Annotated in this window: 18 protein-coding genes and 1 pseudogene; 10 read left to right on the forward strand and 9 right to left on the reverse strand. The window is 67.0% G+C overall.

The annotated features are described in order from the left end of the window. The first annotated feature begins 16 nt into the window (after positions 1 to 16). On the forward strand, positions 17 to 1,579 hold the full coding sequence (locus tag LDO54_RS19205; RefSeq protein WP_224012265.1) for a PepSY-associated TM helix domain-containing protein: 1,563 nt from the start codon (positions 17 to 19) through the stop codon (positions 1,577 to 1,579). Between the two features lie 109 nt (positions 1,580 to 1,688). Continuing rightward, complete coding sequence (locus LDO54_RS19210; protein WP_224012266.1) at positions 1,689 to 2,051, forward strand: hypothetical protein; 363 nt, start codon at positions 1,689 to 1,691, stop codon at positions 2,049 to 2,051. Between the two features lie 55 nt (positions 2,052 to 2,106). On the opposite strand, the gene LDO54_RS19215 is transcribed toward LDO54_RS19210, so the two are convergent. Together LDO54_RS19215 and LDO54_RS19220 are read right to left on the reverse strand one after the other, a co-directional pair. Further along, positions 2,107 to 2,817: an SDR family NAD(P)-dependent oxidoreductase gene (locus tag LDO54_RS19215; protein WP_224012267.1), complete on the reverse strand. Its 711-nt coding sequence runs from the start codon at positions 2,815 to 2,817 to the stop codon at positions 2,107 to 2,109. Between the two features lie 187 nt (positions 2,818 to 3,004). Further along, entirely contained in the window at positions 3,005 to 3,913 is a 909-nt protein-coding gene (locus LDO54_RS19220; RefSeq protein ID WP_224012268.1) for a sterol desaturase family protein, read from the reverse strand. 395 nt (positions 3,914 to 4,308) lie between these two features. On the opposite strand from LDO54_RS19220, the gene LDO54_RS19225 reads away from it, so the two are divergent. From LDO54_RS19225 to LDO54_RS19245, 5 genes are all read left to right on the forward strand, one after another. Next, positions 4,309 to 5,325 carry a hypothetical protein gene (locus LDO54_RS19225; RefSeq protein ID WP_224012269.1) on the forward strand — a complete coding sequence of 339 codons (1,017 nt, stop codon included), beginning with the start codon at positions 4,309 to 4,311 and terminating at the stop codon, positions 5,323 to 5,325. Between the two features lie 91 nt (positions 5,326 to 5,416). After that, entirely contained in the window at positions 5,417 to 5,737 is a 321-nt protein-coding gene (locus LDO54_RS19230) for an EF-hand domain-containing protein (protein WP_224012270.1), read from the forward strand. A gap of 37 nt (positions 5,738 to 5,774) precedes the next feature. After that, the gene (locus tag LDO54_RS19235) at positions 5,775 to 6,488 is read left to right on the forward strand and encodes a response regulator (protein ID WP_224012271.1); all 714 of its coding nucleotides are present in this window, start codon (positions 5,775 to 5,777) and stop codon (positions 6,486 to 6,488) included. Positions 6,489 to 6,498: 10 nt separating this feature from the next. Then, entirely contained in the window at positions 6,499 to 7,866 is a 1,368-nt protein-coding gene (locus LDO54_RS19240) for an ATP-binding protein (RefSeq protein ID WP_224012272.1), read from the forward strand. A gap of 248 nt (positions 7,867 to 8,114) precedes the next feature. Continuing rightward, positions 8,115 to 8,876, forward strand: a complete 762-nt coding sequence (locus tag LDO54_RS19245; RefSeq protein ID WP_224012273.1) for a DUF4410 domain-containing protein — start codon at positions 8,115 to 8,117, stop codon at positions 8,874 to 8,876. A 53-nt stretch (positions 8,877 to 8,929) separates the two neighbouring features. Here LDO54_RS19245 and dld read toward each other — a convergent pair whose 3' ends face one another. From dld to LDO54_RS19270, 5 genes are all read right to left on the reverse strand, one after another. Further along, positions 8,930 to 10,678: a D-lactate dehydrogenase gene (dld, locus tag LDO54_RS19250; RefSeq protein ID WP_224012274.1), complete on the reverse strand. Its 1,749-nt coding sequence runs from the start codon at positions 10,676 to 10,678 to the stop codon at positions 8,930 to 8,932. A 147-nt stretch (positions 10,679 to 10,825) separates the two neighbouring features. After that, the gene (locus LDO54_RS19255) at positions 10,826 to 11,716 is read right to left on the reverse strand and encodes a LysR family transcriptional regulator (protein WP_224012275.1); all 891 of its coding nucleotides are present in this window, start codon (positions 11,714 to 11,716) and stop codon (positions 10,826 to 10,828) included. A gap of 78 nt (positions 11,717 to 11,794) precedes the next feature. Next, entirely contained in the window at positions 11,795 to 13,339 is a 1,545-nt protein-coding gene (gene hpnR, locus LDO54_RS19260) for a hopanoid C-3 methylase HpnR (RefSeq protein WP_224012276.1), read from the reverse strand. Between the two features lie 161 nt (positions 13,340 to 13,500). Continuing rightward, positions 13,501 to 14,991 carry a GntP family permease gene (locus LDO54_RS19265; RefSeq protein ID WP_224012277.1) on the reverse strand — a complete coding sequence of 497 codons (1,491 nt, stop codon included), beginning with the start codon at positions 14,989 to 14,991 and terminating at the stop codon, positions 13,501 to 13,503. Continuing rightward, positions 14,988 to 16,037 carry a patatin-like phospholipase family protein gene (locus tag LDO54_RS19270; protein ID WP_224012278.1) on the reverse strand — a complete coding sequence of 350 codons (1,050 nt, stop codon included), beginning with the start codon at positions 16,035 to 16,037 and terminating at the stop codon, positions 14,988 to 14,990. The genes LDO54_RS19265 and LDO54_RS19270 overlap by 4 nt, the downstream gene beginning before the upstream one ends. A 180-nt stretch (positions 16,038 to 16,217) precedes the next feature. Here LDO54_RS19270 and LDO54_RS19275 point away from each other — a divergent pair. Beyond that, a pseudogene (locus tag LDO54_RS19275) lies at positions 16,218 to 16,820 on the forward strand (uracil-DNA glycosylase family protein); the annotation flags it as partial. Between the two features lie 96 nt (positions 16,821 to 16,916). Beyond that, the gene (locus LDO54_RS19280) at positions 16,917 to 17,294 is read left to right on the forward strand and encodes a DUF488 domain-containing protein (RefSeq protein ID WP_224012314.1); all 378 of its coding nucleotides are present in this window, start codon (positions 16,917 to 16,919) and stop codon (positions 17,292 to 17,294) included. A 123-nt stretch (positions 17,295 to 17,417) separates the two neighbouring features. On the opposite strand, the gene LDO54_RS19285 is transcribed toward LDO54_RS19280, so the two are convergent. Then, complete coding sequence (locus LDO54_RS19285) at positions 17,418 to 18,740, reverse strand: TIGR00366 family protein (RefSeq protein WP_224012279.1); 1,323 nt, start codon at positions 18,738 to 18,740, stop codon at positions 17,418 to 17,420. A gap of 282 nt (positions 18,741 to 19,022) precedes the next feature. Here LDO54_RS19285 and LDO54_RS19290 point away from each other — a divergent pair, with 282 nt between their 5' ends. Continuing rightward, positions 19,023 to 19,763, forward strand: coding sequence for an SH3 domain-containing protein (locus LDO54_RS19290; protein WP_224012280.1), 741 nt, complete (start codon positions 19,023 to 19,025; stop codon positions 19,761 to 19,763). Positions 19,764 to 19,809: 46 nt separating this feature from the next. On the opposite strand, the gene LDO54_RS19295 is transcribed toward LDO54_RS19290, so the two are convergent. After that, on the reverse strand, positions 19,810 to 20,790 hold the full coding sequence (locus LDO54_RS19295; RefSeq protein WP_224012281.1) for a hypothetical protein: 981 nt from the start codon (positions 20,788 to 20,790) through the stop codon (positions 19,810 to 19,812). Positions 20,791 to 20,934: the final 144 nt, after the last annotated feature.

The following is a 20,934-nucleotide window of genomic DNA, read 5'->3' on the forward strand; positions in this document are numbered from 1 at the left end:
CCACCAGGAGCATTCGATGTCGACGACAATGCCCGCTTCCGACCGCCCCGACGCGCGCAGCACGCGCACGTCCGGCGCCGTTCATCCCGGCTACCGCACGCTCTGGCGCTGGCACTTTTACGCCGGTTTGTTCGTGATGCCGTTTCTGATCGTGCTCGCCATCACCGGCACGATCTATTGTTTTCAGCCGCAGATCGAGCCGCTGTTGTATCCGCATCGGCTCGTGGTCGCGCCGCAGGCCACGCCGCGTCTGCCCGCCGACGCGCTGCTCGCGCGCGCCAAGGCATCGCTGCCGCCCGACGCGCAGCCGATCCGCGCGCATATCGAGGCCAATCCGGCGCGCAGCGCGGAGTTCGTGTTCGCGCTGCCGCACGGCGCCGCGCCCGCGACGAAGGAAAGCGTCTACGTGAATCCCTATAACGGCGAAGTGCTCGGCACGCTCGACGTCGACCGGCGTTTCATGCAGGTCGATCGCATGCTGCATCGCAAGCTGCTGATCGGCAAGCCGGGCGAGCTGCTGATGGAACTCGCCGCCTGCTGGACGCTGGTGATGATCGGCACCGGTGTCGCGCTCTGGTGGCCGCGCCGCGCCGTGTCGCCCGGCGCGACGCTGCGCTCGGCGCTGGTGCCGCGCCTCGGCGCGAAGGGACGGCCGTTCTGGAAAAGCGTGCACGCGGTGACCGGTTTCTGGCTCGCGGCGGGCGCGCTGGCGTTCGTGCTCAGCGGCCTGCCGTGGACGGGGTCGTGGGGCAAGCAGTTCAAGGCGCTCGCGACGCGCGTGAGTCTGGGCGCGCCGCGCGGCGCGTGGGGCGGCGGGCTGCCGCTGCAATCGACGCTGCCGGGCGCGGAGCATGCAGAACATGCGGGGCACGCCGGCCACGACATGGCCTCGATGCCCGGCATGGTGATGGACGATCTGCCGCTGCCCAACGTGCCGTGGGCGGTCGGGGCGGTGCCCGTGCCGCAATCGCCGGAAGCGGCGAAATCGGCGAAATCGGCGAAATCGGCGGTGGATTCGTCGGCGCATTCCGCCGATCATTCGGCAACGCCGAAGCCCGCGCACTGGACGCTCGATCAGGTCGTCGCGCAGATGGCCGCGCTCGGCGTGCAAAGCGGTTACGACATCGCGCTGCCCGCGACCGCGAGCGGCGTCTACACGGTCTCGTACTTTCCGCCGGACCCGCAGCGCGAGCGCACCGTCTATATCGACCAGTACAGCGGCAAGGTGCTCAAGGATATTCGCTACGCCGATTACGGCGCGGTCTCGCAGGTGATTTCGTACGGCACGTCATTGCATATGGGCCGCTATTTCGGGCTCGCGAATCAACTGATCTGCACGGCGATTTCGCTCGGGCTCGCGGCGCTCGCGGTAACAGGCTTCGTCATGTGGTGGCTGCGCCGTCCCGCCCGCGCGCTCGGCGCGCCCTCGCGCGAACGCGCCGCACCGCCGATGCGCGCATGGAAAGGCGGACTCGTCGTGCTCGGCATCGTCTTTCCGCTGATGGGCGCGACGATGCTCGGCGTCTGGTTGCTCGACAAAATCGCTTTCGGCAGACGAACAACTCTTTCGTCTTCCTGACGATTATTTCCGGCGATAGGCGGCGCGGCGCAGTGGTAATCTGTGGACACAATTGCGATTGAACCCGTCCCCGCCAGGCGGTTTCCAAGCAGTATCGAAGGAGACCAACGTGTTGCGGCTAATCTTTGCACTGTGTATCGCGAGCCTCGCGGCGGCGCTGGCCGGTTGCGCGGTCGCGCCCTGGCCGGGTTATCCGGGCTATTACGGCGGCGCTTACTACGACGCCGGATACGGTTATGCCTATCCCTACGGCTATCCGTATGGTTATGGCTCCTACCCTGGTTACTGGCCCGGCTACTACTATGGCCCGAGTTTCGGCATCGCGTATTGGGGCGGCGGCGGATGCTGCTGGCACGGCGGCTACCATGGCGGCTGGCATGGCGGCCACGGCGGTGGTGGCGGCTGGCACGGCGGCGGCGGAACGTGGCAAGGCGGCGGCGGGATGCACGGCGGCGGCGGTCACGGCCATTGATGCGCGCATCGAGCCCGCGCCGCCACACGTGTAATTGCGCGCGTAAGTTGTTTCGTCAGACGCGTCCGTTCACCGGAATCGACGCGCCCGTCACGGCGCGCGCATCGGCGGACAGCAGGAACGCGATCACGGCCGCGATCTCGTCGGCCTGCACCCAGCGCGTGAAATCGGCGTCGGGCATATCGGCGCGATTCTGCGGCGTGTCGATGATGCTCGGCAGGATCGCGTTCACCGTCACGCCCTTGTCCTTGAGTTCCTCGGCGAGCGCTTCGGTCAGGCGCGCCACGCCCGCCTTCGACGCCGCGTAGGCGCCCATCCCCAGCCCCGCCTTCAGCCCCGCGCCCGCGCCGATATTGACGATGCGCCCCGCGCCGCGCACGAGCAGATGCGGCAGCGCGGCCTTCGACGCGTTCAGCGCCGTCTTCACGTTCAGATCGAACATCAGGTCCCAGGTGCGGGCGTCGCCGTCCGCGATGGTTTCCCAGCGGAACGCGCCCGCGATGTTGACGAGCGCATCGAGGCCGCCAAGCGTCTGATGTGCCGCGTCGAGTCCCTTGCGCGCGGCCTCGGGATCGACGAGATCGACACCGCCCAGCGGCACGGCGTTCGCCAGCGTGTCGGGCCACGCCGAACCTTGCGGCGCGTCGCCTCGTCCGATCAGCGCCACGCGTGCGCCGCGCGCCGCGAAATACGCGGCCGTCGCCATGCCGAGGTTGCCGAAGCCGCCCGTGATCGCCACGGCCATTCCGTTCATCGAATTTTCCATTGTGCTTTCCTGCGAGTGATGCGCCGGGACGCGCGCGATTGCTTCAGCGATGCGTCCGTATGGCGGTTGCCTGCCTGTTTGATGCGGCGGCGTTCGGCGGCCTGGCGTGCCTCGCCGCCGCGTGCCGACACGTTAACCGAGCGCGCTTGCGGCGGCAACTTCGCGCGGCGCTCAGACGTTCAGACGCTCAAGCATCCGTGCGCACCGTCGCGAGCGTGCGCTTGCGCAGATCCTCGGTCGTTTCGCCCTCGCCATTCGCGCGCCAGCCCGGCGGCAGAAACACGTGACGCAAGGCGGTCCAACAATCCGGCGCGGCGGCGATATCGCGCGCGAGGCTCGCCCAGTGCTCGAACTCGACGACCAGTGGATTGCGCGAACGCGTCGGCGTCACGAGGCCGTAGCGGCACGGCTCCTCGGCGCGCTCCGCCACGTAGGTGCCGAACAGCCGGTCGAACACGACCAGCACGCCGCCGTAATTCGCATCGAGGTAATCGACGTTCGACGCATGATGCACGCGATGCGCGGACGGCGTATTGAACACGTACTCGAGCCAGCCGAGCTTGGGCATCCACGTGTTATGCAGCCAGAACTGATAGAGCAGATTGAACGAGAGAATCGCGAAGACGATTTCCGGGCGCACGCCGAGCCAGACGAGCGGCGCGAAGAACATCGCCGGACCCGTGAGCTTGCCGGTCCAGCCGAGCCGGTACGCGGACGAGAGCGTGAGCTGGTTCGGCGAATGATGGACCGCGTGCGTGGCCCAGAAGAAACGAATGCGATGCGAGGCGCGGTGATACCAGTAGTAGCAGAACTCCTGGCCGATGAACACGAACAGCGCGAGCGTGACGTTGTCGATGCTGAGCGTGAAGATGCGATGCTCCCAGGCGAAATGGAAGATCGGTGCCGAGAGAGAAATCGGCAGGAATGCGAACAGTTTGCGTCCGACGAGATCGGCGAGCGAGATCCCCACTTCGCTCCAGTCGAAACGTTCGGCGCCAGGCTGACGTTGTTTGAACGTGAGCACGGCAGCTTCGATCATCGACGCGGCGACGATGAACAGGGTGACGTAAAGCGCGATTTTTCCAGTGGCAAGCATGATGGGCGACGGCCTCTTTGCGCGGTTGGGCGCGATGCGGTGCGGTGCGGTTGAGAAGCGACGCGTCGGGTGCAGAAGATTTCGCGGGGCGCGTCGGATGAACGGCACTGTAGTGGCGCGCCGCGCGAAACACCACGCGCGAATTATGTCGCCGCATGTCATGGCCCTTTTCCTGCGGCCCGCGCCCTGCCCGGCCGCGCCCGCCGCACCTGGCGCGCAGGCGCTGCGCGGGTCCGCCATGTAACACGGCGACATGGTTTTCAACGCGACTTGCGCGAAGCCCCGCCCTATAGTTCGTTCCGCTGACACGCCACGAACGTGCTGCAACGAAGCCCCGGCACCACCGGCGGATTCGTCCCCCGCCCACCGCGCCACCCGCACCGCAAGGAACCTCGATGAACAAGCTCACTCTCGCCGTCGCCGCCACGCTGATCGGCCTCGCCAGCGCCCCCGCCTGCGCGGGCTGGTCCGGCCACGGCACCGCCTACACGCCGCACGGCACCTACAGCGGCGCGCACGCCGGCTCGTGCGGCGGCGGGAGCTGCTCGCATGCGGGCGGCGTGGTCGGTCCGTGGGGCGGGCTCGCCACCAACACGGGCACGGTCACGCGCACCGCGCCGGGCCAGTTCTCGAACAGCGGCACGGCGGTCGGCCCGAACGGCCGGTCGGTGCAGCACTCGGGCGACACGAGCTGCGCGGGCGGCACCTGCTCGCACACCGGCTCGATGACCGGCGAGGACGGCCGCAGCGCCTCGACCTCGGGCAGCGTAACGCGCACGGCGCCGGGCCAGTATTCGTCGACGGGGACCGTGACGGCCGCGAACGGCAACAGCGTGAGCCACAACGCCTCGACGAGCTGCGCGGGCAATACCTGCTCGCGTTCGGGCACGGCGACCGGCTCGAACGGCGACAGCGTCACGCATTCGGGCAGCGCCACACGCGTCGCGCCCGGCGTCGTGACCACCTCGGGCGGCAGCACGGTCGTCCACGGCGGCACGGTAAGCACGGGCGGCACGACGGTCGTGCATGGCAGCACGGTGGCGGTCGGCGCAACGGTGGCCGTGGTCCCCGCACCCGCGCCGGTTCCTGTCGTCGTGCCCGCGCCGGTCGTCGTGACGCCGCCGCCCCCGCCGCCGGGCGCCACGGTCTACGTCGCGCCCGCTCCGGTACCCGCGCCGAAGACCGTCTATGTCGCGCCGCCGCCGCCGAAAACCGTCTACGTCGCGCCGCCCGCGCCGAAGGTCGTGTACGTCGCGCCGCCGCCGCCCAAGGTCGTCTACGTGGCGCGTCCGTTGCCGCGCGCGGTCTATGTCGCGCCGCGTCCGGTCTACGTCGCGCCCGCGCCGCGCGCCGCCATCTGGGTCCCCGCACATTGGGCCCGCGGCGTCTGGGTGCCCGCGCACTGGGCTTAAGTCCTTAATCCGCCGACGTTTTCAATCGATTTCCCCACACCGCGTTTCAACCTCGCCGGCGCGCCGCGTCGGCTACCTCACGGAGTTCAGCATGAAGAAGATGATTGCCGCCCTGGTTTTGTGTATCGTTTCAGCAGCGGTCAGCGTGCCGGCCACGGCCCTCGCGCAAGCAACGGCCACGCCGCCGGGCGCGACCAACAACGGACGGCTCGAACGCGCGATGGCGCAGTTGCCCACGCGTTTCGCCCACGCGAACACGAGCGGCGACGGCAAGCTCACGCGCGCCCAGGCGCAAAGCGGCATGCCGATGGTCGCGCAGCACTTCGACGAAATCGACGCGCAGCACAACGGCTACGTCACGCTCGCGCAGATCGAGGATTTCATGCGCGAACGCGCGGCGGCGGTCCGCTGACGCGCCCCACAATCTCTACCCCCGCCGGAGGCGGCCGATGGAGCAGGCAAACCGGATCATCGTGCTCGACGACGAAGCCGAGCTGCGCAACATGCTGCAGCGCTTCCTGAGCGGACATGGCTTCGAGGTGCGCGCCGTCGCCGACGGCAAGCGCCTCGACCGCCTGCTGCAACGCGAGCCCTACGACCTGCTCGTGCTCGACCTGATGATGGAGCCGGAAGACGGCCTGAGCGTCTGCCGCCGTCTGCGCGCCGAAGGCCACACCTTGCCGATCCTGATGCTCACCGCGAAAGGCGACGCCGCCGACAAGGTCATCGGCCTCGAAACGGGCGCCGACGACTATCTCGCCAAACCCTTTCTGCCCGACGAACTCGTCGCGCGCGTGAAGGCGCTGCTGCGCCGCCAGAAGATGGCGTCGGGCGAGCCCACGGTCACCACGCAGCGGCTGCGTTTCGGCGACTTCACGTTCGACGTGGGCCAGCAGACGCTCATGCGCGACGGCGTGCCGATCGAAGTTCACTCTGCGCAGATGCTGTTGCTGCACGCGCTAGGCTCGTCGCCGAATCGCGCCGTGAGCCGCGAAAACCTGCTCGCGCGCGCCCGCGGACGCGATCACAACGCGCTCGACCGCAGCGTCGACGTGCAGATCCTGCGGCTGCGCCAGATCGTCGAGGACGATCCTGCCAAGCCGCGTTTCATCAAGACCGTGTGGGGCATCGGCTATATGCTGGTGGCCGGCGTCGACACCTGACGCGCCGCGCATGCGTGCTCCCGTCCAACGTCGGCGCTGGCTGCCGCGCTCGCTGCTCTCACGCAACATCGTGCTGCTGGTGGTGCTCGTCGCGCTCACGCAGGCGTGTTCGCTGAGCGCGCTGCTCCACTTCGTGCAGCGCCCGCGCATCGAGCGCGCGTCGATCATTTTCGCGGACTATGTGCGCCTGCTCGACAGCCTGCTCGCCGCCATGCCGCCCGACGAAGGCCGCGCGGCCGCCGCGCGCATGAACGCGCATCGCAGCGCGCCCGCCGCAAGCACGGCGATGCCCGCGATCAATCCGCTGCGCTTTTTCAAAACGTGGCAGCGCGACGTGTTTATCCGCGCGCTCACGCGCGATCTGCCCGCCGACATGCCCGTGCGCTGGGAAACCACGGACGAAGAACGCCTCTGGATACGCCTGCACGCGGCGGGCGAACCGGTCTGGATCGCGCTGCCGATGACCGCCGACGCGCAGGCGAGCGGCATTACCACGGCGGTCATTCTCTCGATTGGCCTCGCGCTGCTCGCGGGCTTGACGGGCTGGCTGATCCAGCTGCACCTGAACCGGCCGCTCGCCGATCTCGCCGACGCGGCCCGGCGCGTGAGCGCCGGCGACGCGCCCGCGCCGCTGCCGACCGACGGCCCCACCGAAATCGCCGAAGTCAGCCGCGCCTTCAATCAGATGACCGACGCGCTCAAGCAGGCGGAAGCCACGCGCGCGCTGATGCTCGCGGGCGTCTCGCACGACATCCGCACGCCGCTCACGAAGCTGCGGCTCGCGATTGCGATGGCCTTGCCGCGCGGCACCAACGACAGCCTCGTGGCGTCGTCAGAAGGCTATCTCGACCATATCGACACGATCCTCCAGCAGTTCATGGACTACGCGGGCAGCGGCGAGCGCGAGGCGCCGCAAACGGGCGATCTCAACGCGCTCGCGGGCCAGCTCGTCGCCGACTTCACGGGGCTCGGGCACGAATTCGATTTCGAGGAAGGCGCGTTGCCGCCGTTCGCGTTCCGCCCCGTCGCCGTCATGCGCGTGCTGATGAACCTGATGCAGAACGCGGTGGTCTATGGGCGCGTGGGTCTGCTCGTGCGCACCTGGCGCGACGGCAACGACGCCTGCGTGACGATCGGCGATCGCGGCAACAGCATTCGCGCGGCCGATCTCGAACGCCTCAAATTGCCGTTCAGCCGGGGCGACAACGCCCGTACGCATTCGGGCGGCACCGGCCTCGGGCTCGCGATCGTCGAACGCATCGCGCGTCTGCACGGCGGTTCGCTAACCTTTCACGATCGCGCGGGCGGCGGCCTCGAAGCCGTCGTGCGGCTGCCGCTGAACCCTCAGACGAATCCCCTCCCCGCCGTGCGCGGCTGACCCTCGCGGGTGACATAGATCGACATAATTTGCGCGTGGCGTCCGCACGCGCCTTTGCCCATACTTGCACCTGTGCACTGAAGGACGCATCGAACCGCAAGACACGCAACACACCGCGCGCGGAACACGATGCCCTGCCAGCGCTACCGAAGCATTTCCCGAAGTATCTCCGATAGTTCGCCATCCTGATCAAATTCGCGAGTATCGGACCTCTCACGCAATGAAGCACTCAGGCAACGGACATCGATATGAGCACCCTCTTTATCTCCCTCGTCAACAAGACCAAGCGCCTCGCGGGCGCCGTGCTGCTCGCCGGCTCGCTGTTCGCCTCGGGCTGCGCCTCGGCGGCTACGGCATTGCAGGCAGCGGGGCCGCTGCCGCAAGTGCATGCGGATGTGATCTACGTCTCGGCGTTCGAGATTTCGCCCGATCTCGTGAAGCTCGACGGCGGCATGGCGCAGAAGCTCAAGTCGATGGCGAGCGGCGAATCGTCGGCGCAAGCGCAGCAACAGACGGCGCTCGAAGCACGCGAAGCGCTCGCTGACGAAATCGTCGCCGAGCTGCGCAAAGAAGGCTTGAACGCCGTGCGCGTCGATGGCCCGGTGCCCGCCGGACGCAACGCGATCGTCGTGGAAGGCCGCATCGACACCATCGACGCGGGCAGCCGTCGCCGCCGTGTGTTGATCGGCCTCGGCGCGGGCAAGAGCGAAGTCGGCGCCACGATCGCGCTCTCGTTCGTGCCGGCCAACGGCGCGCCGCAAGCGCTCACGACGTTCGAAGCGAAGGCCGACAGCGGCCATATGCCTGGCGTCGCCGAAACGGCGGGCGTGGGCGCGGCCGCAGGCCATGTGGCGGTCTCGGCGGCGGCAGCCGGCGGCTTGCACGGCGCGTCGGAAGCCAGGCACGACACCGTGACCTCGGACGCCGACAAGCTTGCACGTTCGATCGCGAAGCAACTGGGTCAGGCCGCGCAGGAGAATGGGTGGATGCCGGTTAGCAAGGCAAGCTGAACACGTCGGTGAAAAAAAAAGACGGCGGCGCTTTGATGCGCCGCCGTTTTGGCTTATTCAGCCTGCTCGCGATAATGCGCGAATTTCGACGTCTGCCCAATGCCGGGATTGAAGCAGTTGCACGGATCGAGTGCTTCGTAAAACGCCTTGAGCGCGGGCTTCGCGTGATAAAGATGCCCGACGTTGTGCTCCGCCGGATATTCAGCGCCGCGTTTGTCGAGCAGTTTCCACATCTCATGTTCGAGCGCGAGGCAGTCGTTACCTTTGCGCACGATATAGTCCTGATGGAACACGTGGCAGAGAAAATGCCCGTAATACAGCTTGATGGCGATAGGCTTCTCGACGTTCGGGGGCAATGTCTCGAACCAGTCGCGATCGTTACGGCGCAAGGCAATATCGAGCGCGACGATATCCTCGACCTCCTCGCCATGCACCGCGCGATAACGCACGGCCGCGCCCGCCGCCGCAAAACGATGCAGAAACGCCTTGCTGCCTTCTTCATCGGTGCATTCGAAGAAATCACCGCTCATGTCCGCGAAATAGCGCTGCAAATACGCGCGCGTTTCATCGACGGTGTCGGCCGACACCTTCAGCATCAAATGATGCTCGTAACGCTGGCGATAGTCCTTGAGGCGCGCGGGCAGATGGCTCGGAAACAGGCGGCTCAGCGCCTGCATCACGCGGTCGGTGAAATGCGCGGGCAGAAAGCCGAGCCGCTCGAAGAACGCATCGCAACGGCTCTTGAACGCGAACAGCCCCGGCAAGCGCTGCGTGCCGAGATGCTGGATCATGAGGAACATATCTTTGCCGTAACGCTCGGCGATATCGAAAGCGTCTCGATGCAGATACTCGCCTGCAATCGGCAGATTCGACAATTCCGTGAGCAGATAACGGCGCACATCGGTCAGTTCGGACGTTGCATTGGTGCCGATATAAAACACCTTCGCGCCCTTCTCGATGGGAAATGTGTCGAGGCGCACCGCGAACACCATGACCTTGCCCGCCGATCCCGACGCTTCATGCAAGCGCAGCGGATCGGCGTTATAGCGCGCAGGCGTATCGGCGTTCACGTCGCGCACGTGTTCGGCGTAGTGGCGGTCCGAGGCCGCGCCCGCGTCGTGGCGAATATCGGCTTCGGGCAGGTCGCCGCGATCGAGACGCGCGAGGATCTGCTCCGGCGTGTCGCCCAGCGCGATACCCAGATGGTTCACGAGGCTCAGCCTGCCTTGCGCGTCCACCTGCGCATACACGCTCATTTCCGTGTACGCGGGACCGCGCCGCACCAGCGAGCCGCCTGAGTTGTTGCAAACGCCGCCCATCACCGAAGCGCCGATGCACGACGAGCCGATCACCGAATGCGGCTCGCGGCCGAGCGGCTTGAGCGTCTGTTCGAGTTGATCGAGCGTCGAGCCAGGCAGGCAAACGACCTGCTTGCCGCCGTCGATCACATAAACCTTGCGCATACGCGTCATGCTGACGATCACGACATCGCGATCGTAGTCGTCGCCGTCGGGCGTCGAGCCGCCCGTCAAGCCGGTATTCGATGCCTGCGAAATCACGATCGCATTCGCGGCTACACAGGCTTGCAGCACCTGCCATTGCTCGACGAGCGAGCCGGGCCGCACCACCGCCGCCACCTTGCCCTGGCCGAAGCGGAATCCCGTGCGATAGCGGCGCGTGGCTTCGTCGCCGGTCAGCACAGCGTCGCGGCCAACGAGCGATTGCAGTGCGGCGATCAGCGCGGGACGGCCTGCTGCGCGCGGCGCGTGGGACGAGACCGGGGACGGAGAAACGGTGGACATGCGAAAAACTCCTGGATCGAAGGGCGAAAACACACTCGACATGGGGCTTTCGCAACGCTTGCAAGAATAAGGGCGCGCGCCACCGCCGTCCAATATCGGAAGCCCACTCGATCAAGACGAAAAAGATATAGATCGGTTTGCGACGCTTCAGGCCTGGCGCGACGCCTCGCGCACGATGCGCACGAAGTTCTGCACGGTGGGCGCCTTCTCGCGCGGCCGATAGACGAGCGCGATGGTCGTATGCAGCGAGCCGCCCTTGAGCGCGTGATAGGTCACGCCCTTCGCCTGGATCTGCCGCATCGAGGACGGAATCAGCGTGACGCCGAAGCCCGCCGCCGCCATGTTCACGGTCGAGGAAATCTGCGGGGACTCCATGCTGATGACCGGATTGAAACCCGCCGCGTGACACGCGCTGATGATCGAATCGTAGAGATCGGGGCCGATGGGACGTGGAAACAGAATGAGCGGATCGCCTGCGAGATCGGCCAGATCGATGCTGCGGCGGCGCGCGTAACGGTGGCGCGGCGGCAGCACGGCGAGCACGTCTTCTTCGACCAGCGTCTGCGTGGCGAGGCCGCGGCAGTCGAGCGGCAGGCGGACAAAAGCCGCGTCCACTTTCGCGTCGTTCACGCGTTCGAGCAGCACGGAACTATTGCTTTCTTCGCAGCCGATCGTCACGCCGGGCCACGCGCTGCGAAAGCGCTGCAACACCGTCGCCACCAACGGATGAAACACCGTCGAACCCGCGAATCCCAGGATCAGCCGACCGCTTTCGCCGCGCCCGGCGTTCTGCGCCTCGGCGAGCGCGAGGTCCGCGTCTTCGACGATCCGTTGCGAGCGCACGCGAAACAGCCGCCCCGCTTCGGTCAATTCCACGCGCCGCGAATGGCGAATAAACAGCCGCGTGCCGAGTTCCTTTTCCAGCTTGAGGATTTGCTGGCTCAACGGCGGCTGGGCGATGCCGAGCGCGTTCGCGGCCTCGCTGAAGTGCAGATGCTCGGCGACCGCGAGAAAATAGCGTAGCTGACGCAGTTCCATATCTTTTTCGTCTAGATCCGATCCGCGCAGTGTGGATCAGATCGGCGCGCGCGTCCATTACGCCAAATGGCGGATGCCTCAGCCGGTGCCCATGCGCGTCTGGTCGACGAACTGCTCGGTGGCGTCGTCGATCTTGCGGCCCTTGCGTCCGGTCGGGCCATGAATGTAGACGGTTTTCATATCGACGCGCGCCGCGCCGTTCATGCCGGGCGGCGGCGACATTTCGTATTTCACCTCGCGTTCGTGATCGGCGAGTTGCAGGCGCGGATCGAACACGGAATTGAACTTCCAGAGCATGCGCACGAAATTGGTCTGACCGCGCACGAGCAGATGCGCGGCCTGCCCCGCCGCGCCGCGCAACGCGGTCCAGCCCAGATGCTTGCGATTGAGCACCTGCTGCGTGCGCACCAGTTCCGCGTAGAACTCGGGCAGCGGCAGACGCGTCGGCACCACGGCGTGCTGAATGTCGTAGAGCCGATAGTCGAGACTCGTGAGCTGCCGCGATTCCTGCTGCCAGTTTTCGGTGCCCGGATACGGCGTATTCACGCTGATATTCACGATTTCGGGAATGTCGAGGCACCACTGGCGAATCGTCTCGAAGCGGTCGTGATCCCAGTCGGGATCGGCGATCAGATTGACGGCCACCGTGATGCCGAGCGAACGCGCGAACTCCAGCGCCTCGAAATTGCGGTCGAGGCTGATGCGCTTGCGAAACGCCTTGAGCCCTTCCTCGTCGATCGCTTCGAGGCCGAGAAACATGTACTTGAGACCGAGCGCTTCCCACGCGCGAAACACGTCCTTGTTGCGCAGCAGCACATCGCCGCGCGTCTCCAGGTAGTAGCGCTTCTTGATGCCGCGCTGGCGGATCGCATCGGCGATCGCCATGCCGTGTTCGGCGTGCACGAAGGCCACGTCGTCGACGATAAAGACACCCGGCTCGCGCAGCGCCGCGAGTTCTTCCACCACGACTTCGGGGCTGCGCGTGCGATAGCTGCGTCCGTAGAAGGTCCATGCGCTGCAGAACGTGCAGTCCCACGGACAGCCGCGCGCGAACTCGATCGACGCGCACGGATCGAGCGTGCCGATGAAGTATTTACGCCGATGCCGCAGCAGATCGCGCGCGGGCCGCACCGGATCGAGATGCTCGACGAAACGCGGCGGCGGACCGGAGCCGTCGCGCGTGATGACGCCCGCCACGCCCAGCAGATCGCCGCCTTGCGCGACCACGGCGAGCAGATCGTTGATCGACGCTTCGCCCTCGCCGCGCAGGATGCAGTCGATCGCGCCGTCCGCGTGGCGCAGCAGATCGTGCGCCGTGAACGAGACGCTATGGCCGCCGACGAACACGAAGCACGACGGCAGCGCGGCCTTCACGGCCTTCGCGAGATCGACGATTTCGGGAATATTCGCCAGATAATTGCCCGAGAAGCACAGCGCCTCGGGCCGCCAGTTGCGCACGCGGCGCATGAGATCGCGGTGGGTTTCCACCTGGAGATCGAGCAGTTTCACCTCGTGGCCCGCGTCACGCGCGGTGCCGGCGACCGATTCGAGACCCAGCGGTTCGAGGCGCAAAAACACGCGCGTATACATCAGCCCGCTCGGGTGGACGGCAAGCAATCTCATGACGCCTCCTTGCACGGCGCGCGTCGTGCGCGCGCCTGTTGCTCGATGCTTCGATGCGGTTCGCCTGGCACTGCCACGTGCGAGTCTACGCGCCTTCGCGCGAGCACGCTTTCAGGGGTGCCGCCTCCTCATCGTTGCTGCATCGGCAGGCCGCCGCGCAATCAGAAGCTGCCGAACAGCGAGCCCAGCACGATCACCACGGCCAGCGCGATCAGCGCGCCGACGATGCTCACCACCACGAGGTCGCGATAGCTCTCGCGATGCGTCGAACCGCAGACAGCCAGCAGCGTGACCACCGCGCCGTTGTGCGGCAGGCTGTCGAGCGTGCCCGACGACATCACGGCCACGCGATGCATCAGCGCGGGATCGATGTGATGCTGCGCGGCGAGCTGCATATAGGTGTCGCCGAGCGCGTCGAGCGCGATCGTCAGGCCGCCCGAGGCCGAACCGGTCAGCCCCGCGAGCAGATTGGTCGCCACCGCGAGCGAGACGAGCGGCCCGCCGCCGATGCCGAGCACCCAGTCGCGCACGACCTCGAACGCGGGCAGCGCCGCGATCACCGCGCCGTAACCGACGAGGCTCCCCACGCTCAGCACCGGCAGCACCGATGCGTTCGCGCCCGCATCGACACTCTCGCGCAACGCGCGCAGCCGCTGCCAGTTGAGCGCCACCAGCACGACGATGCCGAGCGCGAGCGCCACGCACACGCCCCACACGCCCGCGACCGCGGCCAGCGACGTAGAACCCCAGCGCGGCTCGGCGAGATAGCTCGCATCGATGCGCGGAAACACCAGCATGTTCATCACGAAGTTCGTCGCGACCACCACCACAAGCGGCGCGAGCGCGACCCACGCGGGCGGCGCGCCCGCCTCGCGCGACGCCTCCGCGCTTGGGCCGATTTCGGCGGGATCGAAGGTCTGCGCCACGCTCGCGCGCTCGCGCACGAGCGGGGTCTTGCCGCGCGAGGCGTCGTCGGCGCCGCCGTCGTGCGGCTCGACGAAGCCCTCGCCGTTGCGCTTCGCCGCGGCGGCCGCGCGCCCGAGCCACCAGAGGCCGAAGCCCGCCATCACGCAGGTCGCGACGATGCCGAGCCCCGGCGCCGCGAACGGCGTCGTGCCGAAGAACGGCATCGGAATCGCGTTTTGCAGCGCGGGCGTGCCGGGCAGCGCCGACATCGTAAAGGTCGCCGTGCCGAGCATGATCGTCGCGGGCATCAGGCGGCGCGGGATATCGGCGGAACGGAACAGCGCCTGCGCCATCGGCGCGAGCACGAAGAACGCCACGAACAGGCTCACGCCGCCGTAAGTCACGAGCGCGCCGCCGAGCACCACGGCCACCAGCGCGTGACGCGTGCCGAGCTTGTCGATCATGAATTGCGCCACGGCGTCGACCGAGCCGCTGTCCTCCATCAGCTTGCCGAACAGCGAGCCGAGCAGAAACAGCGGGAAAAACTGCGCGAGAAAACGGCCCGTGCTCAGCATGAAGGTCTGGGTCCAGTGCGCGAGCACCGGCTGGCCCGAGATTAACGCGGCGAGCATCGCGCAGAGCGGCGCGAGCAGCAGCACGCTCCAGCCGCGATACGCGAGCCAGATGAGCAGCGCGAGGCTCGCGAGCATGCCGACGAGGCCGAGCGCCAGCGCGCCCGCGCTCATGGCTGCTCTCCGTCGAAGAGTTCGTCGAGCGTGAAGGTCGAGGTCACGCCCAGTTGCGCGCCGTCGCTGGCGAGGAACGCGTCGGCGTTGCGCCGCCCTTCGTCGCGCAGCATCGTCATGAAGGACCATTCCGCATTGAGTTTCGACGACGACCCGAGCGCCACGAGCATGTCGCTGTGCACGCGATGCAGCCGCATGGTGGCCCAGCGGCGGCCTTCCTCGCTGCCCGCGTCGGCGACCTTGTGCAGCAGCGCCATCATGCGCAGCTCCTTGATGAGCGGCGCGTTGAACGCGATCTCGTTGACCCGGTTGATGATCTCGCGCGCCGAGCGCGGCGTGCCCGCGCGCTCCACCGGATTGACCTGCACGAGGATGGTGTCGACCGAATCGGTTTCGCGGATCAGCGGCGTGATCGACGGATTACCCGCGTAACCGCCATCCCAGTACGCCTCGCCGTCGATTTCGACGGCCTGGAACAGCGTCGGCAGGCAGGCCGAGGCGAGCAGCGCGTCGGGCGTGAGATCGGCGTTGCGGAACACGCGCGCCTGGCCGTTGCTCACGCGCGTCGCGGTCGTGAATAGCTTGATGCGCGAGTTGCGCAGCGCGTCGAAATCGATGGTCTCGGCGAGAATATTGCGCAGCGGATTGAAGCTCGCGGGATTGAGGTCGTAGGGCGACGCCACGCGCGCCATCATGTCGAGCGCGACGAACACGGGCGAATGATCGAGCGTCCAGCGGCCCAGCAGCATGTCGACGAAGCCGCGCCGGAACGGGCTGAAGCGCGCGGCGTCGGCGACCCGGCGCCAGAACGATTCGAGCGCCTTGCGCGCGCCGGGCGCACCGTCGTGCGCGAAGCCGCTCGCGAGCACGGCGGCGTTCATCGCCCCTGCCGAGGTGCCGGAAATGCCTTCGATCCGCAGCCACGGTTCTTCGAGCAGGCGGTCGAGCACGCCCCAGGTGTAGGCGCCGTGCGAGCCGCCGCCTTGCAGCGCGAGGTCGACGAGCAGCGGTTCGGTGCGGGATGGCGTGTCACGTTCGGCGGGCATCGGGGCTCCCTTGATCTGCGACCCTTGGCGAGGTTACAGGAAAAGCGCGAAACGCCTCGCGCGGATGCCGCACTGCGCAAATTCATAGGCATTTCGTCTGGATCCGATCGCTTTGGTAGACTGGATTTTTCGTGCTTTCCCGGCGCGGCCGTGCCAGCCGCCGCTTCGTTTGCCGTCATCGTGACTTCGTCCGCCTCGCTTCGCCCGCTTCCGCACCCGCTTCCGCGCCTGCTTGCCGATATCCGCGCCTGCGGGGTATGCGGCGACGCGCTGCCGCTCGGCCCGCGCCCGGTGTTGCAGGCCAGCGCGACCTCGCGCCTCCTGATCGTCGGCCAGGCGCCGGGCGCGAAAGTCCACGCATCGGGCATTCCGTGGGACGACGCGAGCGGCGAGCGCCTGCGCGCGTGGCTCGGCATCGGCAAGGACGTGTTCTACGACGACGCGCGCGTCGCCATCGTGCCGATGGGATTCTGCTATCCGGGCCGCGGCGCGAGCGGCGATAACCCGCCGCGCCCCGAATGCGCCGCGCTCTGGCACGACCGCCTGCTCGCGCTGCTGCCGCAGGTGCGCCTCACGTTGCTGGTCGGACAGTACGCGCAGCGTTACATGCTGGGCGCGCGGCGCAAGGCGTCGCTGACCGAAACGGTCGAGGCCTGGCGCGAGTACGGGCCTGATTGCGTGCCGCTGCCGCATCCGTCGCCGCGCAATCAGGCGTGGTTCAAGCATCATCCGTGGTTCGAGCGCGACGTGCTGCCCGAGTTGCGCGAGCGCGTCGCCGCGTTGTTCGAGGCGGCGGCGGAGGCATCGCCCGAACCGCCCACGCGCCTACGCGAGCGCGGCGTCGTGCTCCACCAGGCGCCTCACAAGGAGACCCGAAACATGACCGAAGCGCCAATCGCCATCCAGCGCGTCTACGCGCCGCTGCCCGACGACGGCCGCGCCTGCTTCCTCGTCGACCGGTTGTGGCCGCGCGGCATCCGCAAGGAAGCGCTCGCCGGTGTGACCTGGGCAAAAGACGTCGCGCCGAGCACGGCGCTGCGGCAGTGGTTCCACGCCAGCGGCAACGATGCGGCGCACTGGGCCGAATTCCGCCGCCGCTATCAGGCCGAACTCGACGCCAACCACGCGGCCTGGCAGCCGCTCGCCGACGCCAGCGCGCAGCAGCCCATCGTGCTGCTCTACGGTTCGCACGACGAGGAACACAATCACGCCGCCGTGCTGCGCGACTTTCTGACGAAACATCGCCGCCACACATGACAACGCCCGGCGCGCGGGCCGGGCGTTGCGTTGGACTGTACGAAGTGTCCGCGAAGTGTCCAGACTGTCCGCGAGACAGCGCGGCCGGACACTTCACACCACCTCAATACACTTCAGTACAGATCAGAACAGATACATCCCCGCGACGAACACGACGCCCGAGAACAGCAGCGTGGTCACGCAGTAACCCATGATGTCGCGCACGCCGAGACCTGCGATCGCCAGCGCGGGCAGCGCCCAGAACGGCTGCGCCATGTTGGTCCACGCCTCGCCGTAAGCAATCGCCATCGCCGACTTGCCGAGGTCCGCGCCCAGCGCCTGGGCCGCCGGCATCACGAACGGGCCCTGCACGACCCAGTGGCCGCCGCCCGACGGCACCGCGAAATTGATCACCGCCGAACTCAGGAACGCGAGCAGCGGGAACGTGTGCACGTTGGCGATATCGACGAACCATTTCGTGATCACGCCAGCAAGGCCCGAATGGTCCATCAGCGCCTGAATGCCCGCATAGAACGGGAACTGGATCATGATGCCCGACGCGCCCTTCGCCGCGCCCGCCACCGCGCGCGCATAAGCCATCGGCGTCTTGTGCAGCACGAGGCCGGCGGCGAGGAACACCAGATTCACGGTGTCGATGTCGAGCGCAAAACCCTTCTCATGGAAGCGGACGCCCAGGAACACCACGCACAGCGCCGCGACCAGCAGCGAGAGCGAGCGGCTTTCCTCGATGCGCTCGGCGAAGGTCGCATCGGGCCCGAGCTTGCGCTCGACCGTGGGCGGATCTTCGAGCAGCGCGGGATCGACCGAGACGACGTCCTCGGGCTTCGGCATCATCAGGCGCACGAGAATCGGCAGCAGCACGATCAGCGCAATCGTGATGAACGCGTTGTAACCCGTGAAAATGGTCTGCGAAACCGGGATCAGGCCGATGGTCTTTTCCATCGGATTGCCCTTCGTGGCCGCCACCAGCGGCACCGAGCCCGAGAGGCCGCCGTGCCACGTCAGAAAGCCCATGTACGCGGCCGCGACCAGCAGCCGGTAGTCGGTGCCGCGCACGCGGCGCGCGACTTCGCGCGAGAACATCGCGCCGAGCACGAGGCCGAAGCCCCAGTTGATCGCGCACGCAACCGCGCCCACGAAAGCCACCAGCATCACGCCCTGGCCCGGCGTGCGCGCGCAGCCGGCGAGCGCGACCAGCAGGCGCTTGACCGGCGCCGAGCTGGCGAGCGCGTGGCCGGTCACGAGTATCAGCACCATCTGCATCGAGAACGCGAGCAGATTCCAGAAGCCCGAGCCCCACATCAGCACGAGCTGCGCGGGCGGTTGCGGCGTCAGCGAGAACGCCAGCACGAAGGTCACGACCGTCAACAGGATCGCGAAGATAAGCGGGTCCGGCAAAAATCGATGGACTACGCCGGTAAAGAAATTGGCAATGCGTTGAATCACCTGGTCTGCTCCTCGTCTTTCTGATTTGAATCCGGCTGCCGCTTCTGCTGCGACTTGGTGCGCCTGCTTCCTGCGGCGTGCCGAGCCGCGATTCTTGCACAAGCCGCGCCAACGCGTGCGGCTCGCCCGCGCGCTGCCGTGTCCCGAAAATCGGTGCGCGTGCATACAAGTCGCCGAAATACCTCGTAATACGCGCAACCGCGCCCTAAATGGCTTATCTGCTAACGTTCGTGTTATATCGCAATAAAGTTATCGGGCAGTTCCAACCACCAAGGAGCAGCGATGCGCAAGCAGCTCGTCGGTGCGATGCTCGCCGGATTCGCTGCGGTCGTTGCGGCGCCCGCGCCGGCATTCGCACAGTCGCAGGCGTTCACGAGCACGACCGTCAATCTCTACGCCGGTCCCGCCGGCGATTACCCCCTCGTGGCGCAGGTGCCGGGCGGCGTTTCGGTCGCGGTGATGGGTTGCGTCTCCGGCTTCAGCTGGTGCGACGTGAGCCTGCCCGGCCTGCGCGGCTGGGTCTACGGCGGCTATCTCTCCTACCCGTGGCAAGGCGCGCGCGTGCCGGTGATGAATTACGGCGCAACCATCGGCCTGCCGATCGTCACGTTCACGCTCGGCGCGTATTGGGGCAGCCATTACCGCGACCGTCCGTGGTACGGCAATCAGGCGCGCTGGAACCGGCATCCGGGCGTGCGCCCGGGACCGCCGCCCGCGATCCGTCCGCCCTCGCAGGGTGGGCGTCCGCCTGGCGGCCAGGGCAATCGTCCCGGTCAAGGGCACGGACAGGGTCATCGGCCGCCCAATAACAGCGGCGCACGCCCGCCGGGCAACAACAACGCGCGGCCTCCCGGCAACAACGCGCGGCCGCCGGGCAACGCGGGCGGCAGACCGCAAGGACAAGGCGGGGGTGGCGGGAGACCGCCTGGTGGCGGTGGCGGCAGCGGTGGCAATCGCCCGCCCGGAGGTGGTGGAGGTGGAGGTGGAGGTGGTGGTGGCGGCGGCGGACGTCCAGGCGGTTGATCGCAGCCGGGTGCGCGGCCAATGATTGCGCCCGCACCCAACCGCCTCAGAAGCGATACCCGATGCCGCCCAGGATCACATCGGTATCGCGGCTATAACGCGTGACCACGCGATTCCACGTCACGCGCGCGTCCCAGTGATCGGAAAACCGATACGACGCCGATACCGAAACGAGTCCCGAAAGAATGCCGTCGCCGGTATCGCGCTGATCCTCGGCGTCGCCGTGATGAATCGCGGCATACAGGCCCGCGCCGAAGCCAAGCGTGAGGCAATCATCAAGAAAGGCGCGTGTAAGCCAGAGTTGCGCGGTCGCGCCGTCGCGCCGCGCGGTCAACCCGCTGCCCTCGTGCAGATAACCGATCGAGCCGTCGAGCCAGTGCGTGATGCCGCGCCGGTATTCGATCGATTCGGCCGCGGACGTCTCCGATTCCAGACTGTTGAGGATGGTCTCGCCCGCCATCAGCGTGATTTCGTTGTTCGTCACGTTGTGCGTGCGCGGCAGCGCGAAATCGCGCGGCCCCGGCGTATCCGGCGCGTCGAGCTGATAACCGATGCCGAGCATCAGCGCCGTGGTGGACGGCCCGCGCGTCACGCTCACGCGATTCAGTTGCAGGTTCGCGGTCCAGCGATTGCTCGCATACCACGTGGCCCGCGCGCTATAGACCGCGCCCCAGCCGTGCGTGTTCGAATAGCCGAGCCCCTGTTTGGCGGCTTCGGTATCGAAATAGCGATACGGTCCCGCGCCCAGCGCGAACACGAAACGCCGATTGTCGAGCGGCAGGCGCGCCCATGCCTGAATGCTCTGTCCATCGCGATGATGGCCCGGAATATGGCCTTCATTGAGCCATGAAACGCTGCCGGCGAAATAAGTGCCGAAGCCTTCCATGTAATTCATTTCCCACGAATACGAATGATCGGAACCGCTCACGAGCGGACCGGCGAACAGCGTGAATTCCTGGGCGAAAGCACACCTGGACGACAACGACAACACCGCGGCAGCAACCGCGAAACCCCAGGCTTGCTTCATGACGTACACGACCCCGTAGCAGTGACAGCCGACGCGCATCGGGCGCCGCCTTTTCACGGGAAATATCAGGTAATTTCATATCCGTTAATTACTACGGATAACGAAACATTACGAAGGAAAAAAATGCCGCACCTGAGTGCGGCA

Source organism: Paraburkholderia tropica (assembly GCF_914484835.1).
Taxonomy (GTDB): domain Bacteria; phylum Pseudomonadota; class Gammaproteobacteria; order Burkholderiales; family Burkholderiaceae; genus Paraburkholderia; species Paraburkholderia tropica_A.